This window comes from Acinetobacter sp. AM (genome assembly GCF_003105055.1).
Taxonomy (GTDB): Bacteria; Pseudomonadota; Gammaproteobacteria; order Pseudomonadales; family Moraxellaceae; genus Acinetobacter; species Acinetobacter tibetensis.
On record NZ_QETG01000001.1, the window covers coordinates 157,074 to 171,104 of the forward strand.

17 protein-coding genes are annotated in these 14,031 nt (G+C 41.3%); 6 read left to right on the top strand and 11 right to left on the bottom strand.

Annotation, left to right across the window (positions count from 1 at the left end; translation table 11 throughout):
* Nucleotides 1-14: 14 nt before the first annotated feature.
* Nucleotides 15-212 (bottom strand): hypothetical protein, encoded by a 198-nt coding sequence (locus tag DCO44_RS16570; protein ID WP_133243147.1) that lies wholly within the window; start codon nucleotides 210-212, stop codon nucleotides 15-17.
* A gap of 118 nt (nucleotides 213-330) precedes the next feature.
* Nucleotides 331-1,620 carry a hypothetical protein gene (locus DCO44_RS00750; protein WP_116758721.1) on the bottom strand — a complete coding sequence of 430 codons (1,290 nt, stop codon included), beginning with the start codon at nucleotides 1,618-1,620 and terminating at the stop codon, nucleotides 331-333.
* 277 nt (nucleotides 1,621-1,897) lie between these two features.
* Between DCO44_RS00750 and DCO44_RS00755 the strand changes: the two genes are divergently transcribed.
* On the top strand, nucleotides 1,898-2,674 hold the full coding sequence (locus DCO44_RS00755) for a class I SAM-dependent methyltransferase (protein ID WP_116758825.1): 777 nt from the start codon (nucleotides 1,898-1,900) through the stop codon (nucleotides 2,672-2,674).
* Nucleotides 2,675-2,695: 21 nt separating this feature from the next.
* Entirely contained in the window at nucleotides 2,696-3,247 is a 552-nt protein-coding gene (locus tag DCO44_RS00760) for a hypothetical protein (protein ID WP_116758722.1), read from the top strand.
* 92 nt (nucleotides 3,248-3,339) lie between these two features.
* On the opposite strand, the gene DCO44_RS00765 is transcribed toward DCO44_RS00760, so the two are convergent.
* The 3 genes from DCO44_RS00765 to DCO44_RS00775 all read right to left on the bottom strand — a co-directional run bounded on the left by DCO44_RS00765 (nucleotide 3,340) and on the right by DCO44_RS00775 (nucleotide 5,672).
* A complete protein-coding gene (locus DCO44_RS00765) occupies nucleotides 3,340-3,747 on the bottom strand; it encodes a GFA family protein (protein ID WP_116758723.1) in 408 nt (135 codons plus the stop codon).
* A 65-nt stretch (nucleotides 3,748-3,812) separates the two neighbouring features.
* The gene (locus DCO44_RS00770; protein WP_116758724.1) at nucleotides 3,813-5,000 is read right to left on the bottom strand and encodes a TIGR03862 family flavoprotein; all 1,188 of its coding nucleotides are present in this window, start codon (nucleotides 4,998-5,000) and stop codon (nucleotides 3,813-3,815) included.
* A 3-nt stretch (nucleotides 5,001-5,003) separates the two neighbouring features.
* Nucleotides 5,004-5,672, bottom strand: coding sequence for an SAM-dependent methyltransferase (locus DCO44_RS00775; protein WP_171304922.1), 669 nt, complete (start codon nucleotides 5,670-5,672; stop codon nucleotides 5,004-5,006).
* A gap of 83 nt (nucleotides 5,673-5,755) precedes the next feature.
* Here DCO44_RS00775 and DCO44_RS00780 point away from each other — a divergent pair, with 83 nt between their 5' ends.
* From DCO44_RS00780 to DCO44_RS00790, 3 genes are all read left to right on the top strand, one after another.
* Entirely contained in the window at nucleotides 5,756-5,929 is a 174-nt protein-coding gene (locus DCO44_RS00780; protein WP_116758726.1) for a DNA gyrase inhibitor YacG, read from the top strand.
* Between the two features lie 162 nt (nucleotides 5,930-6,091).
* Nucleotides 6,092-6,274 (top strand): hypothetical protein, encoded by a 183-nt coding sequence (locus DCO44_RS00785; RefSeq protein ID WP_116758727.1) that lies wholly within the window; start codon nucleotides 6,092-6,094, stop codon nucleotides 6,272-6,274.
* Nucleotides 6,275-6,630: 356 nt separating this feature from the next.
* A complete protein-coding gene (locus DCO44_RS00790; RefSeq protein ID WP_116758728.1) occupies nucleotides 6,631-6,813 on the top strand; it encodes a hypothetical protein in 183 nt (60 codons plus the stop codon).
* 154 nt (nucleotides 6,814-6,967) lie between these two features.
* Here DCO44_RS00790 and DCO44_RS00795 read toward each other — a convergent pair whose 3' ends face one another.
* The 5 genes from DCO44_RS00795 to DCO44_RS00815 all read right to left on the bottom strand — a co-directional run bounded on the left by DCO44_RS00795 (nucleotide 6,968) and on the right by DCO44_RS00815 (nucleotide 11,379).
* On the bottom strand, nucleotides 6,968-7,612 hold the full coding sequence (locus DCO44_RS00795; RefSeq protein WP_116758729.1) for an MBL fold metallo-hydrolase: 645 nt from the start codon (nucleotides 7,610-7,612) through the stop codon (nucleotides 6,968-6,970).
* Between the two features lie 15 nt (nucleotides 7,613-7,627).
* Nucleotides 7,628-8,641, bottom strand: a complete 1,014-nt coding sequence (gene hemH, locus DCO44_RS00800; protein WP_116758730.1) for a ferrochelatase — start codon at nucleotides 8,639-8,641, stop codon at nucleotides 7,628-7,630.
* An 81-nt stretch (nucleotides 8,642-8,722) separates the two neighbouring features.
* Nucleotides 8,723-9,736: a DUF4062 domain-containing protein gene (locus DCO44_RS00805; protein WP_116758731.1), complete on the bottom strand. Its 1,014-nt coding sequence runs from the start codon at nucleotides 9,734-9,736 to the stop codon at nucleotides 8,723-8,725.
* Between the two features lie 109 nt (nucleotides 9,737-9,845).
* Nucleotides 9,846-10,721 carry a glutamate racemase gene (gene murI, locus DCO44_RS00810; protein ID WP_116758732.1) on the bottom strand — a complete coding sequence of 292 codons (876 nt, stop codon included), beginning with the start codon at nucleotides 10,719-10,721 and terminating at the stop codon, nucleotides 9,846-9,848.
* Nucleotides 10,722-10,767: 46 nt separating this feature from the next.
* On the bottom strand, nucleotides 10,768-11,379 hold the full coding sequence (locus DCO44_RS00815; RefSeq protein WP_116758733.1) for a DUF1285 domain-containing protein: 612 nt from the start codon (nucleotides 11,377-11,379) through the stop codon (nucleotides 10,768-10,770).
* A gap of 188 nt (nucleotides 11,380-11,567) precedes the next feature.
* On the opposite strand from DCO44_RS00815, the gene DCO44_RS00820 reads away from it, so the two are divergent.
* Nucleotides 11,568-13,280 carry an electron transfer flavoprotein-ubiquinone oxidoreductase gene (locus DCO44_RS00820; protein ID WP_116758734.1) on the top strand — a complete coding sequence of 571 codons (1,713 nt, stop codon included), beginning with the start codon at nucleotides 11,568-11,570 and terminating at the stop codon, nucleotides 13,278-13,280.
* A 158-nt stretch (nucleotides 13,281-13,438) separates the two neighbouring features.
* Here DCO44_RS00820 and DCO44_RS00825 read toward each other — a convergent pair whose 3' ends face one another.
* Entirely contained in the window at nucleotides 13,439-13,966 is a 528-nt protein-coding gene (locus tag DCO44_RS00825; protein ID WP_116758735.1) for a hypothetical protein, read from the bottom strand.
* Nucleotides 13,967-14,031 lie beyond the last annotated feature (65 nt).

Consider the following 14,031-nt stretch of genomic DNA (forward strand, 5'->3'; position numbering starts at 1 on the left):
AAAAGAAAAATCCACTATTTTGTAGAATCTTTTATACACTCACGCACAGAAAGTCGAATTTGCTGATAAACATAACTCGCGAGCATCAACACCACCAGTACGCTAGCAGCAAAGATGATTGCTGCCAAATCAAAACCTTGATTAATGAGATAAATCAAACTGAAAATCAGTGTGATAGACAAAAGTACAGCAGGTATAAATATCCTATTCATACAACCTGACCTTAAGTGAAAAATAGAAAAGAGTGGATATTTTTTATCCACTCTTTCGATCTTAAACCAATTCAGTTAAAAATCAAGCCATCTAAATCGAATAAGATTCACCTAATTTTTAAGCTTGTTCTACGTCTTCCGATTCTTCGGGTTGCGTCATGAACTTGGCAGTTTCAGGCGTATCCTCAATAAAGTCATTGCCACCATATTCATCACTGCTGAGGTTAAATTGCTTATAGCTGAGCAAATAATAGTCGCTATATTTTTTTAACACCAACGGGTGCATCCCAGCAGACAATTCATCCTGCTCTTTGAACAGTTTCATCACATGACGGTCATTCATGGCAATCACATAGCGTTCATCGTTCAGGCTAATCTGTACCAGACCCGTGCCTTTGGCAAAAATCGGAATCAGAAATTTATGGTTGAGGTTAATCGCATTTTGCGCATAACTTTCAATTTTCTGGGTAATCACGTTAAACACCAGACCATGCCCAAAACTGTCCAACAACTGACTGTTACTTTCCTGTGGCAAATTCACCTGAATGCCCAATTTCAACAGGTCTTGTTCACTGACCTGACGGTTACTGAGTAACTGACGGATAATGCTTTGTTTCAGTTTGGCATCAAAAAACTGGCTGTCTAGCTGCATGTCATTGTTTCTGAGAATTTTCCCTAGTGAACGACGATGATGCGGCAATAGGGTTTCAATCACTTTACGGTAATAAAACTTGCTGCCTTTTTTCACCTGACGAATTTTTTGATAGAAATAAACACTGTCAAATTCGCGAGTTAGAAAATCTTTTAACAGCTCAGAACTTGCCAACACCGCAATGGCATCATGTCCTGTAAAGGGCAAATTCAGCACTTTAATTTCTGGAATAACCTGTTCTAATTCAACAAAATGTGCGCGGTCTTCGGCACAGTAAGGATCATAGACCACAATATATTCACAGTCCGCCGCAATGTCCTGCGTTTGCACCTGCATATTCGCATTGAGTTCTGCATGGTAAAACATGTTATAGCGGCTATCTTCAACCACCTCTGGGTCAATCGAAAACTGTGGGACCAAAGACACCACACGACTTAAACCCAACAGCTTTGAATATTTAATCGCGGCATAGCCTCCCATTGAACCGCCATAACCAATGCGTTTTTGAAAGGGGGCAATTACATCTTCAATGGCTTTGAGCAAGTTGTGCATGGACTCCGCAGGAAACCATGATTTTTCTTTGGGCATAATGCCAATCACATTAAACTCAAATTTGGCTAATGATTTTTCCGCATTGATTGCAAGTCCTTTGGCACGAGTAATTAAGTCACCAAAAGAAAAAACTAACTCGTCAGACGAACCTTTTAAAAAAATAGCGCGAATTTGTTCGTCTTCAAAAATAATGTGTTTATCCATGTCCACACCGAAACAAATCGGCCCTAATTTTTTGTATCAATAAAATTCATAGACCAGCTACTTATTACGCTGTCTATGTAGGAGAATGTGTCGATCTCATCTGAATCACAATCAACAACAAAATAAATCTACGGCGTCACAAATCCGTGGCAACATTTTAACGTATGCTGCAACAGATGTATGTATTAGAAAAACAAGTCCCGCCAACGCTTGCTAAGATCACTCGGAAAGGACTATGTTATTTTATAGATGCACAGCAGATAAAAAAGCGCAAAATATGACACAATCACTTCATCCTGCCGCACAGCAAGGTTTCAGTTCTGCCGCTGAACTTTATCAACAAGTCCGTCCAAATTATCCACAAGAAATTGTGCTGTGGTTAAAACAACAACTCCATCTGACGGCGCAGTCGAAGGTGGTCGATTTGGGTTCGGGTACAGGAAAATTCCTCCCTTACCTGCAACAGGTGACATCCCATATTATTGCCGTTGAACCCATTGCGGAAATGCTGGCACAATTACAGCAAACCTATCCACAGATTGCGACCCTCCAAGCCAGCAGTGATCAGTTACCCATTGCATCGGAAAGTATTGATGCCGTCATTTGTGCCCAATCTTTCCACTGGTTTGCCACGATTGAAAGCCTAAATGAAATCCATCAAATCTTAAAACCCCATGGACAACTGGGTTTGGTCTGGAATCAACGAGATATTCAGGTGGATTGGGTCAAAGCATTGGCAGATGTGCTCGAACCGCTCGAAGGTGATACACCACGATTTCATAGTGGGCAATGGCAACAAGCCTTTGAACAGCAATTTTTATTCAAACTGGATCAGGTCAAAACCTTTCAGCAACTTCACATTGGACGTGTCGAAGACGTCGTGTCTGGACGGCTCCTCTCGACCAGTTTTATTGCAGCTTTACCCAAAAGCCAACAATACCAACTGAAAGCCCAGTTTGAACAAATTGTTGCCGATTACACGGGCAAAGCAGCACAGGATGAAATTGCTTTCCCTTATGTCACCTACGCCTATAACTTTAAGAAAACAACATAAATATTCTTTAGGATAACTGAAATGAAGCACTTTAAAGCTTATTTGCTCCCACTGCTCTGTAGTACTCTGCTATTCACCGCATGCAGCAAAAACAATGAAAATGATGTACCTGATCCCTCTCAAGATCGGATGATGCAAGAACTGGAATCTTCACCAATTAAGGAGTTTCCTAAAACTGCGAATGATCAACATGACATTAAACTTCTGGTCGACTATGACCGTCGTTTTAGTGAAATGAGTGATGCTATGGAAGATGAGCTCATTAAAATGCGTGACAACGGCAGCCTCACCGATGAATTTGCTCGTAATCGCAAACAAGACAATATTCAATCGGCATTAACCATGCTCAAAGATCTGGATTTAAAAACTGAACAAGGCCGATATATTCAAGGGCTGATGGCACAATATTGGGAAAACCAAGCCAAGTTATTAAATCAAAATAGTAAGACTTCGCAAGATATTCCCAACTCAACACCAGACAATATTAAAGGCTTGGGTGAATTCCTACATGCGCAAGAACAACTGGATCATTGGGAAGCACAATATGAACCTGCTGAGAAAAATAAGTCTTAATACAGATTCATCATCTAGAAAGTGAACGCTTTAAACTCAAAAACCAGATGCAATCTTGTTGCCATCTGGTTTTTTATTGCAGTGCAATAAATTTAAGGACGTTCACTGTATTGTGGCAATTCATCCTGAATGCTGTCCCACTCTGCTTTGGAGTCAACAAAAATATGCATGGTCGGTTTTTGCGTTAATGTCGTATCTAAAGTCCCAAGGCGTAACCGATAATATTCTGGTGTATCCATTTTAATACTCATAATCGGCGAACCGCACTCACTGCAAAAGCAACGCTGCGTGGTTTCAGTCGACTGGTAAGCTTTCAGGAATTGTTCACCTTGCACAATTTTAAAATCTGTTTTCTTAATCGGTGCATTGGTGGCAAAGGCTGTGCCATTGGCTTTACGGCAACGTTGGCAGTGACACTGCACAATATCGCCAATTTCACCACGCACTTCATAACGAATTGCACCACATAAACAGCTTCCCGCATAACAATGTTGTGACATCAGTTCAGCCCTGTGAATGAAAGAGTTTTAAATTAGCATGTCTATCTTTGGCTTTATATCACTTTTTAATGTGAAGCCAAATATTCATGCACTCCTTCACCTGCGGCACGTCCTGTTGCAAAACAGGCGGTTAAAAGATAGCCCCCTGTGGGTGCATCCCAATCTAGCATCTCACCACAACAAAAAATTTGTGGCTGTTGCTGCAACTGCAAATGCGCCGTTAAAGCTTCGCGTTTTATGCCACCTGCACAACTAATAGCTTCTTCGATTGAGCGAAAACCTGTTAATTCAATTCGCAACTGTTTAATTTGCTGCGCCAATTTTTCAGGATCATGCCAATCTGCTTTTGGCACCAACTCACGTACCAAACTGGCTTTTGCTGCATCTAAACCAGCTTTACGCCAGACATTACTTAAAGACTGTTTTTTACTCGGTTGTAATTTCTGCACCAACTGCGCATGGCTTAATTCAGGCAACAAATCGAGCATTAACTGCATTTCTGACTGCTGTCTTAAAGCTCTGCCCAGTTTATAAATCAAGCCACTTTCCAAGCCATAATGGGTGATCACAATATCGCCCTGACTCTTTTCAGCAGCATTCACCCAAGCCACAACTCGCTTTAATGGCTGCCCAAATACCGCTTGCATAAAGGTAGACCATTCGCGTTCAACACCGGCGTTACTGGCTTGAAATGGATTTAACTGCTCTGCTGCTAACCATTGTTGCCACTGACCATCACTGCCCAATTGCGGCCAAGAAACTGCGCCACACGCCAGTACAATGGCATCAAAGTCTTCACTAAATTCGCGTTGCTGAACTAAATCTTTCATTTTTAACGTATTGGACTGAATCCCTAAGCACGAATGTCGGTAATGAAATTGCACACCCTGCTCGGTTAAGCGTTTGAGCCACGCTCTAAGTAACGGTGCGGCTTTCATTTCCATAGGGAAAATACGACCTGAAGAACCGATATAAGATTCAACACCCAAGCCCTGCATCCAGTTTTGAATCCATGTCGCATCCCAACGGCGGATCCAATCGGAAAGCCAATCTGCCCGATCATAACGCTGAATAAATTGCTCAAACGGTTCAGCATGTGAAATGTTCAGCCCTGTCTTCCCTGCCATTAAAAACTTGCGCGCAGCAGACGGTTTCTGTTCATATACATGCACATCATAATCCCACTGGCTTAACATCTCAGCGGCCATTAAACCCGCAGGACCTGCACCGATAATCGCAATCCGCTTTTTCATGACTTAGGCATCACTTTGCGTATCAGCAGAAGTTAGTTTTGGCATGTTTACACCCGCCAAAGCCTGAAAATCATCAAAGCGCGTGGTGTAATGCTCGGGTTTTTGAATCAGTAATTGCTGACATAATTCTCCACGCTCCAGATACTTAATCTCAAAATGGGTGCGTGCTGAATCAGAAGCAATCACCTCTTTTACATAAGGTAACTTCCAAACCTCTTGTAGTTGTTGCTCCGCTTCGGCAATGTATTCTGGAATATTACTGGCTAGGGTAATCTGACCATCCACTTGTAGTCGGGACAACAGAAATTCGAAAAATGGCATATTCAGCCAGCGCTGTGCAGGATTATGTGGCTCTGGATTCGGGTATAAAATGAAAAATTGTTGAACTTGCTGCGGTGCCAAAGCATGCACAATCCACGGCAAAGCATCGGCATGCACGGTTTGTAAATTTGTTTGCCCTTCTAATTGATGCTGTTTTTGCATCGCCACAAACTTTTCGCGTGTTCGTTCTATGGCAATCAGCTTGCTGTCTGGATGCTCACGAGTAAACAACAAAGCATGCTTACCTTTACCTGCACCAATTTCCACACAAATCGGCGCTGAATCAATCATGATAAAATCACGCGGAGCATGCATATGCTGTGCTTGAAATTGACGAATCGGCATAATCAGATCAAACTAAAGAAAATCTGCGCCAGTCTAACACTGCACAAAGTTTTGACCAAATCTTCCCATCTATTTCACTGGAGTCTATTATGCCAAAGACCTTTGCTTGCCCACGTTGTGGCAAACCTTCGACTTGGGAAGGTAATCCTTATCGACCATTTTGCTCTGAGCGTTGCAAGCTGATTGATTTAGGTGCTTGGGCAAACGATGACTATAAATTACCCACCGAAGATGCACCTCAGGCAGGAAATTCAGAAGAATAGCCTTTTATTTTTACAATTCATCAAAACGACATACAAATCATTAATTATTTTATACATGATTATTATTTGCACAGGTGCCTTTTGGGTACCATAATATAAATAATGAGAATCATTCTATTCTTTGCTTTTGTATTGTGCTGTGTTTTATTTTGAGAATTTCCCATGAAAGAATTAACCTTAAAAATATTCTTCTACCTTTCTATTGTCTTTACATTGTGTAGCTTTATTCTCGCAATTTACGCACAAGATCTTATGTTTGTGGGGATTGGTATTTTACTGGCAATTGCAGCCGTTTTGTTAGGTTTAGAGAGTAAGCAATTTTCTGCCAACCCTTTCCGTAAATAGCACTTCCCAGTTAATCACTCACTGATGGTTTTATTCACGATTACAGCCTAGTGTCCAATCAAAAAATTAGGCTGTATATTTGATTTTTAAAAAATTTAAGTCAATCTTCCGCATCTCAACAGGATGATGCTTCCATTTGATTGGTCGAGTCACTTAATTCAGCAAAGACCATGCTAAATTGAAGAAGTATTCCTCCAACCATCTCAAAGTTATTCCTACAAATACAACACAGTTATCATATTTTTAAGATTTATCTAGATTTTCCTAAAAACTCCCCTATAATTCATAAAATTTTACGCATCAAGTAACAATTTGTTAAGTTTGTTGCATTTTTGGAAAATTGTGGAATCTCCCCCATGAAAGAATTGGCTTTAAAGTTTTTTTTCTATCTCCTTGTCGTTTTAACTTTATGTGCAGTAACGCTAAGCCTATTCACGCATGACATGATGATCATGGGCGTAGGCATTCTATTGGCAATTGCGACCCTTCTACTTGGTCTCGAGAAAAAACAACACAAAACAGATCCTTTTAGAAGCTAATGCTCTTCAATTTGATTGCCACATAAAAAATGGGAGTGAATGAACACCTCCCATTTTTTATCAATATCATTGAATCTATACACCCTTCAATAACATTGCATTTTACGCTTATTCTCTCTGTAGTGAGCCATTCATTCATGCCCTGTGCAGGAAATTAACCCGCCTTACCTGCCACAAAAGGATTATGCTGTTTTTCAAAACCAATTGTGCTCAGTGGTCCATGCCCAGAAATAAATTGCGTTTCATCGGGTAGGCTAAAACATTCGCGCTGAATCGAGTCGATTAACTGTTGATGATTCCCACGTGGGAAATCAGTACGCCCAATCGAACCTTTAAACAACACATCCCCTGTCCACAATAAACCATATTCTGCGTTATAGAACATGACATGCCCAGGCGTATGACCAGGTGCAAAACGGACTTCAAAGTTTTGTTCGCCCAAGTGCAATGTTTCGCCACCTTCAAGCCACTGTGTCACTTCAACTTTCTCTGGAATTGGAAAACCATAGCGTTCGGAGACTTCTTGGAGCATATCTAACCAAAATTGATCTTCCTTGTGTGGACCAATCACAGGGATATTCCAAATGCGGCTTAAAGTACCCACTGCACCCGCATGATCTAAATGCCCATGTGTCAACCAGAGGGCTTTTACTGTCAAACCCAGTGCTTCTACTTCAGCCTTTAATTTTTCTGGTTCACCGCCAGCATCAATCAGTACTGCTTCTTTGCTTTCAGAATCCCAAACAATAGAACAGTTCTGCTGAAATGCAGTTACAGGTACAATTTTCACTTGAAGCATAGTCTCTGGTCTCTCTTAGGCAGATGCTAATGTTTGTTTTAAACCATCAAGATTAGCTTGCAATAAGCGCAAGAGCAATTGCAGATGGTCTTCACGTGCATTCAAGGCAGGAATATACGCATAGTGCTCACCACCCAATGATAAAAATAATTCAGCATTCTCAATGGCGAGTTCTTCTAAAGTTTCTAAACAATCAGCAGAAAATGCAGGACTCATAATCTGCACCGACTTGACTCCTTGAGCTGCCCAATCTTGCAATAACTGATCCGTATAAGGCTTAACCCACTCTTGCTTACCAAAACGTGACTGAAAACTGATCGCCCATTGTTCATCGGTTAAAGCCAAAGCCTGAGCCAATAATTGTGCTGTTTTACGGCAACGGTCGGCATAAGGATCTCCCTTGTCGGCATAAGGCTGTGGAATCCCATGAAAAGACATCAGCAGCTTTTCTGCCCGACCATGTTCTGCCCAGTAGTCTTTGACACTTTGGGCTAAAGACTGGATATATAATGGGTGCTGATAATAATCGCGGACAATTGAAAGACCGGGCAAATTACGTTGCTTTTGCATCCACTGGGCCAATAAATCGTATAAAGGTGCAGTTGAAGTCGCTGAATATTGTGGAAAAAGTGGCAATAAAATAATATGGTCTTGCGGATTTTGGGTTATTTGCTCAAGCACCGTTGCCATTCCAGGTTGACCATAGCTCATGGCTGGAACCACGTTTAACTCAAATTCTGGATATTTTTCAGTTAAAATTGCTCGCACTTGCGCCACCTGCGCCAATAAAATCTCTCGCATAGGCGAGTCTACAGACCAAATACTGGCATAGGCATGTGCAACACGTTTCGGACGAAACGGTAAAATAAATAACCGTAAAATGATTTGCCATAACGGCTTTGGAATTTCAATCACACGTTGATCAGAAAGAAACTGTTTTAAAAACTTTCTGACTGCTGGTGCAGTGGGTGCATCGGGCGTGCCTAAATTGGCTAAAATAACGGTGATTTTTGCTTTTTCCGCAGGCATGAGTTGACCTTTATTTCCAATTTAACCCACTCACTTTAACAACTTTTCCATGAAATGAAATACGAATAAATACAATTATTTCTATAGAGAAACACGATTATCCGAAAGTAAATGACTTTCTAATAAATGATGCCCTTTCTGAGTTAGTTTCCATAACATGCGTTGTCGGTCGTCCCGCCCAGCAGGACTAATCCATTCGTTTTGACGCATCTGTATTTTAATATTATGTAATGCACGAATATTGATTTGTGAGCGGGCAACTGCATGTGCACGAGGCATTTCAATTCGTGCATCGGCCAATCCAATTTCATTTAAATATTCATTCATGCGTTTAGAAAAATATTCTTCAGGTGTTGGGTTTAAAAAAGTACTGCCCAATACCGCCAAAAGTTGCGCCCATGTTAAGGTCTTCTGAATCTTCAGTTCTTTAAAATTACCATCCTGATAAGCATGTACACGATATTCAAAACTAAAGGCTTCATTCATTGCCACTTTCGGCAAGGTTAAAAATGGGTCGATTTCACGTGTACCTAAATCTCGTTCTAGCTGACTAATTTTGGCTTTAAGGCGATCAATTTCATCATGTAACTTTTGTGCATTTTGAGGTCGCACCCACCCCGTAGTTGGATAGCGCTCCAACATTTGTGTCATATTCAAACGCACTGCCATTTCTAAGTCACGCAAGGTTCGGTAGGTAAAAACCTGATCAACTTCTTGCTGCAACAATTTCCGAAACTCGTTAAATTTTTCTTTCAGCTCTGGTTTCTGGTCATGTAAGGCAGGGTCACGAGAGGCAGGCTCTTCATGCATAAACACAATAACTGGCTTTTGCTTGGTCATGGCATAGATATATTCCAGATGCATATAACCCACACCAGAAACCGACTGTTCACCATATTGGCTGCCCAACAGCATAATCACATAATCACAATCATCAATCTGACGGCGTGCAAAAGCGGTGCTTAATGGTGTTCTTTGTTCTAATCCCCAAGAAAAAAAACCCATGCCCACTAAGGTTTGAGACAAAATCATGCGCTCTGGCTGCATATCTGCCCCAGAAGTCGAAATAAATACCTGATAACGCTTATCGATCATTGGTTATCCTCACCTTTTCTTTTGTATACCGCAATCAAAGTCTTACAGTATGACAACCCCAATTTTTAATATTGATACTCAAGTTTTAAGACGGATTATTGTTCTGCATTTATTTCATGACAATATTGGCGATGCTCCAACTCAAATCAGGTGGAATGAGATGTTGCACAATCGATTCTAAATGCTTGGCATTATTTCCACTGACATAACATGCTATCCGCGGTAAACCATCTTTCCGTCTTTGTTCAAATAATAACTCATTTTTTAACAAAATACGGGAAGTTTGACGTGCAACGGCATAACCTGAGTCAATTAATGTCATTTTTTGCCCAAAAATTGACTCAATTGCAGGTTTCAAGAACGGATAATGGGTACATCCCAGTACCAAATAGTCCGCTCCCTGATCAACTACAGGCTGTAAAATACGTTCTAAGGTCATTAAACAGGCAGGACTCATTTGCTGACCACTTTCAACAAAAGGAACCAGTTCCAAACACGTCACTGCCAAAACATTCACCTGAGAGGGAATAGCAAAACGCTGCATCACATCTTGGATTAATTTGCCACGGAATGTGGCGGGTGTTGCCAGAACCGCAACGGTTTTACTTTGACTTTGCAGAACCGCAGGCTTCAATGCAGGAACCAAACCAATAATTGGGAAATCTTCCCCATAATGTTCACGTAAATAATCCAGACTAAAAGCCGAAGCGGTATTACACGCGACCACAGCAACTTTACAGCCTTGTCGATACAACCACTCAATGGCGCGGGCCGTCAGTTCACGAATCTCCTGATCCTCACGTGGACCATAAGGCACATTCGCGGTATCTGCAAAATAGACAATGCGCTCATTCGGCAAATAGTGTGCAATTTCCTGTGCTACCGATAACCCGCCAATACCTGAATCAAAAATTCCAATAGGTGCATCAGATTGCGCTTTTGGCATGGGATCAACTAAGGGGTAAATCGGATGAATGGCTGTCATAACACACTATTTACGATGAAAGATCAGAATGAATAAAGCTTAAACCTCAGGTGCCCAATTGCAAGTGAAAATCGCCACTTTGTAGGCTTAAAATGGTATCGCCTTGCTGATTTTCAACCAACTCACCCATTTCAATGAGATGAAAAAAAGCGGAACGCTGAATTAAGGCATTTATCCCAAAGCGCACATGTACATAAGGACGTAACTCGCCCGCAAATTCACGCATAAAAATGGAATGTTCAGCATCCACAATAATCAGATCGGCATTGGTTGTGGTGAATTGAATATATTTTTTGTCTGCAATGACCGTAGAGTCAACTTGATTGACGAACAAAGGTTCATCTTCAACCTCGATTTCAATTTGCTCTACTGGTGTCCTTAAATAAAACCGACCCTGTTCTTTCCAAAGCACGCTTGAAAACAAGTCTAATAAGGGCTGGCGCTTAATCAATTGACCTTCGTGCCACCATTCTCCGTTGGCCAAAACCTTCAAATCCATTTTGCCACAATGCTTTGGCTGCCATTGCTCCATAGGAGGAATTGACCTTTTGTGACCGCTCTGTGCACTTTTTAAGTATTGTGCAATACTCATTATGTTTTTATCATCATTTTTCGCTGTATTATTCATCGGATTATTGGAATTAGTTTGATTTACCATGAATTAATGCCTACATGACGTAAAAATATTATGATTCAGCCAATTGGCTAGACCACGGTTTAAAACTATACTAGCCCACAATATATAAAGGCATGATAATCCATTTGTGCCGACTATTTAAGAACACTCATGGCAGCACTGTAAAGAGTCATACAGTTGCCACCTTTAAGTAATATGAGGAGTCCTACATGGAACACATCGAACGTGAATCGATGGAGTTTGACGTCGTTATCGTAGGCGCAGGCCCTGCAGGTCTTTCTGCTGCGATCAAAATTCGTCAACTTGCGATTGAAAACAACTTATCTGATTTATCCGTTTGTGTGGTAGAAAAGGGCTCCGAAGTCGGTGCGCATATTCTTTCGGGTGCTGTACTAGAACCACGTGCGATTAATGAATTATTCCCAAACTGGAAGGAAGAAGGTGCACCTTTAAATGTTCCTGTAACGGGAGATGAAACTTATTTCTTATTATCTGATACCAAATCTCAGAAAATGCCTCACTGGATGGTTCCTAAAACCATGCATAACGATGGCAACTATGTTATCTCTTTAGGTAACGTGGTTCGCTGGTTAGGCCAAAAAGCCGAAGAATTAGAAGTTTCTATCTTCCCAGGATTTGCTGCATCTGAAGTGCTTTACCACGAAGACGGTACTGTAAAAGGTATTCAAACGGGTGACATGGGGATTGGTAAAGATGGCGAACCAACCCATAACTTCACCCCAGGCTATGAATTACATGCCAAATACACCATTTTTGCAGAAGGCTGTCGTGGTCATTTAGGTAAGCGTCTGATTGCCAAATTTGATCTAGATAAAGATGCAGACCCACAGCACTACGGTATCGGTATCAAAGAACTGTGGGAAATCGATCCTGCAAAACACAAACCAGGTTTGGTGATGCACGGTGCTGGTTGGCCTTTAAATGAAACAGGTTCTTCTGGCGGTTGGTGGTTATACCACGCTGAAAACAACCAAGTGACTTTGGGGATGATCGTAGATTTATCTTACGAAAATCCACACATGTACCCATTTGCAGAAATGCAACGCTGGAAAACGCATCCACTCATTAAACAGTATTTGGAAGGTGGTAAGCGTATTTCTTATGGCGCACGTGCTGTAGTGAAAGGCGGTTTCAACTCATTACCGAAGTTTACCTTCCCGGGTGGCTCTTTAATTGGTGATGATGCAGGCTTCTTGAACTTTGCTAAAATCAAAGGTTCGCACACTGCCATGAAATCAGGCATGTTGTGTGGCGAAGCAGTATTTGAAGCAATTGCTGCTGGCGTTGAAAAAGGTGGTGATCTTGCGATTGCCCGTGTAACCGAAGGTGAAGACTTCTTCGCCAAAGAACTCACGGCTTATACTGAAAAATATAATAATTCTTGGTTAAAAGAAGAGTTATACAACGCACGTAACTTTGGCCCTGCGATGCACAAGTTTGGTCAGTGGATGGGTGGTGCTTTTAACTTTATCGACCAAAACGTATTTAAAGTACCGTTTACGCTACATGACTTAGCACCTGATTTCAGCGCACTAAAAACTGTAGATGCGGCAACCTTCAAGCCAAACTATCCAAAACCAGATGGCAAATTAACCTTTGACCGTTTATCTTCAGTCTTCGTTTCAAACACGGTTCATGAAGAAAACCAGCCTGCGCATTTGAAACTGACCGATGCATCGATTCCCGTGAACGTGAACTTACCAAAATGGGATGAGCCTGCACAGCGCTACTGCCCTGCGGGTGTGTATGAAATCATGGAAAATGATGATGGTTCAAAACGTTTCCAAATTAATGCAGCGAACTGTGTTCACTGTAAGACCTGTGACATTAAGGATCCATCACAGAACATCACTTGGGTAACGCCTGAAGGCGGCGGTGGTCCAAACTATCCAAATATGTAATCTCTAATCCACCTTCACTGCAAAAGCATAGCTTTTGCACTTGCGGCAGGGCAAAGCGTTGCTTTGTTCTTCCTGCCTCAGGTGGCGGTGGTCCGAACTATCCAAATATGTAATCTCTAATCCATAAAAAAATCCCCTCCCTGTGAGGGGATTTTTTATTAAAACATATCCGATTTTTGGCTCAACACCATGACTGTTGGTCCAATCGCTGTATGTTCAGCGCCATAGTCCTGATGAATTTCAATCCGGTAATCATCACATTGATAGATATATTTATTCTTTTCTTGCACCCAGCCTTTTTGAGCAACTTTAAATTTTTTGAGAATTCTACTTTTAAAAAGATCCAAATCCGTCTCATAACTCGCCATGGGGCCATCCAGAAAACTTAAACTGAATGAAGTGATGACTTCAGTATCTGGATCATAACGAATATGCTGAACCCAACTCACACCTGCCTTTTTGATTTGTAGATCAGCACCATCGGCAAACGCTAACTGGTAATTATTTCCCCCTAAAACCACAGGTTTCACGGTAGGGTGAAGCTTTTGAAAATCACTGATACTCTGCCCAACCTTTAAACCTGCGACATTCATGGTTTGTACAGGAATTTCACAGGGTTTTGCCCACACGATTGAGCCCGATAAGACAAAAATAGTAAACCCTAAGCATCGAAATATACTTTTCATTTTTATGTCCTAAAATGAGCTGTATTTATTGTTTTAAACTCATATTATTAGGCTCAATCTTAAGA

Excerpts from the sequence above, each read along its gene's own strand:
- DCO44_RS00760 (WP_116758722.1), top strand. The coding sequence starts at position 2,696 with ATGAAGCACTTTAAAGCTTATTTGCTCCCACTGCTCTGTAGTACTCTG.
- DCO44_RS00750 (WP_116758721.1), bottom strand. The coding sequence starts at position 1,620 with ATGGATAAACACATTATTTTTGAAGACGAACAAATTCGCGCTATTTTT.
- DCO44_RS00780 (WP_116758726.1), top strand. The coding sequence starts at position 5,756 with ATGCCAAAGACCTTTGCTTGCCCACGTTGTGGCAAACCTTCGACTTGG.
- hemH (WP_116758730.1), bottom strand. The coding sequence starts at position 8,641 with ATGCCTGCGGAAAAAGCAAAAATCACCGTTATTTTAGCCAATTTAGGC.
- DCO44_RS00825 (WP_116758735.1), bottom strand. The coding sequence starts at position 13,966 with ATGAAAAGTATATTTCGATGCTTAGGGTTTACTATTTTTGTCTTATCG.
- DCO44_RS00770 (WP_116758724.1), bottom strand. The coding sequence starts at position 5,000 with ATGAAAAAGCGGATTGCGATTATCGGTGCAGGTCCTGCGGGTTTAATG.
- DCO44_RS00815 (WP_116758733.1), bottom strand. The coding sequence starts at position 11,379 with ATGGTAAATCAAACTAATTCCAATAATCCGATGAATAATACAGCGAAA.
- murI (WP_116758732.1), bottom strand. The coding sequence starts at position 10,721 with ATGACAGCCATTCATCCGATTTACCCCTTAGTTGATCCCATGCCAAAA.
- DCO44_RS00765 (WP_116758723.1), bottom strand. The coding sequence starts at position 3,747 with ATGTCACAACATTGTTATGCGGGAAGCTGTTTATGTGGTGCAATTCGT.
- DCO44_RS00785 (WP_116758727.1), top strand. The coding sequence starts at position 6,092 with ATGAAAGAATTAACCTTAAAAATATTCTTCTACCTTTCTATTGTCTTT.
- DCO44_RS00790 (WP_116758728.1), top strand. The coding sequence starts at position 6,631 with ATGAAAGAATTGGCTTTAAAGTTTTTTTTCTATCTCCTTGTCGTTTTA.
- DCO44_RS00755 (WP_116758825.1), top strand. The coding sequence starts at position 1,898 with ATGACACAATCACTTCATCCTGCCGCACAGCAAGGTTTCAGTTCTGCC.
- DCO44_RS00820 (WP_116758734.1), top strand. The coding sequence starts at position 11,568 with ATGGAACACATCGAACGTGAATCGATGGAGTTTGACGTCGTTATCGTA.
- DCO44_RS16570 (WP_133243147.1), bottom strand. The coding sequence starts at position 212 with ATGAATAGGATATTTATACCTGCTGTACTTTTGTCTATCACACTGATT.
- DCO44_RS00805 (WP_116758731.1), bottom strand. The coding sequence starts at position 9,736 with ATGATCGATAAGCGTTATCAGGTATTTATTTCGACTTCTGGGGCAGAT.
- DCO44_RS00795 (WP_116758729.1), bottom strand. The coding sequence starts at position 7,612 with ATGCTTCAAGTGAAAATTGTACCTGTAACTGCATTTCAGCAGAACTGT.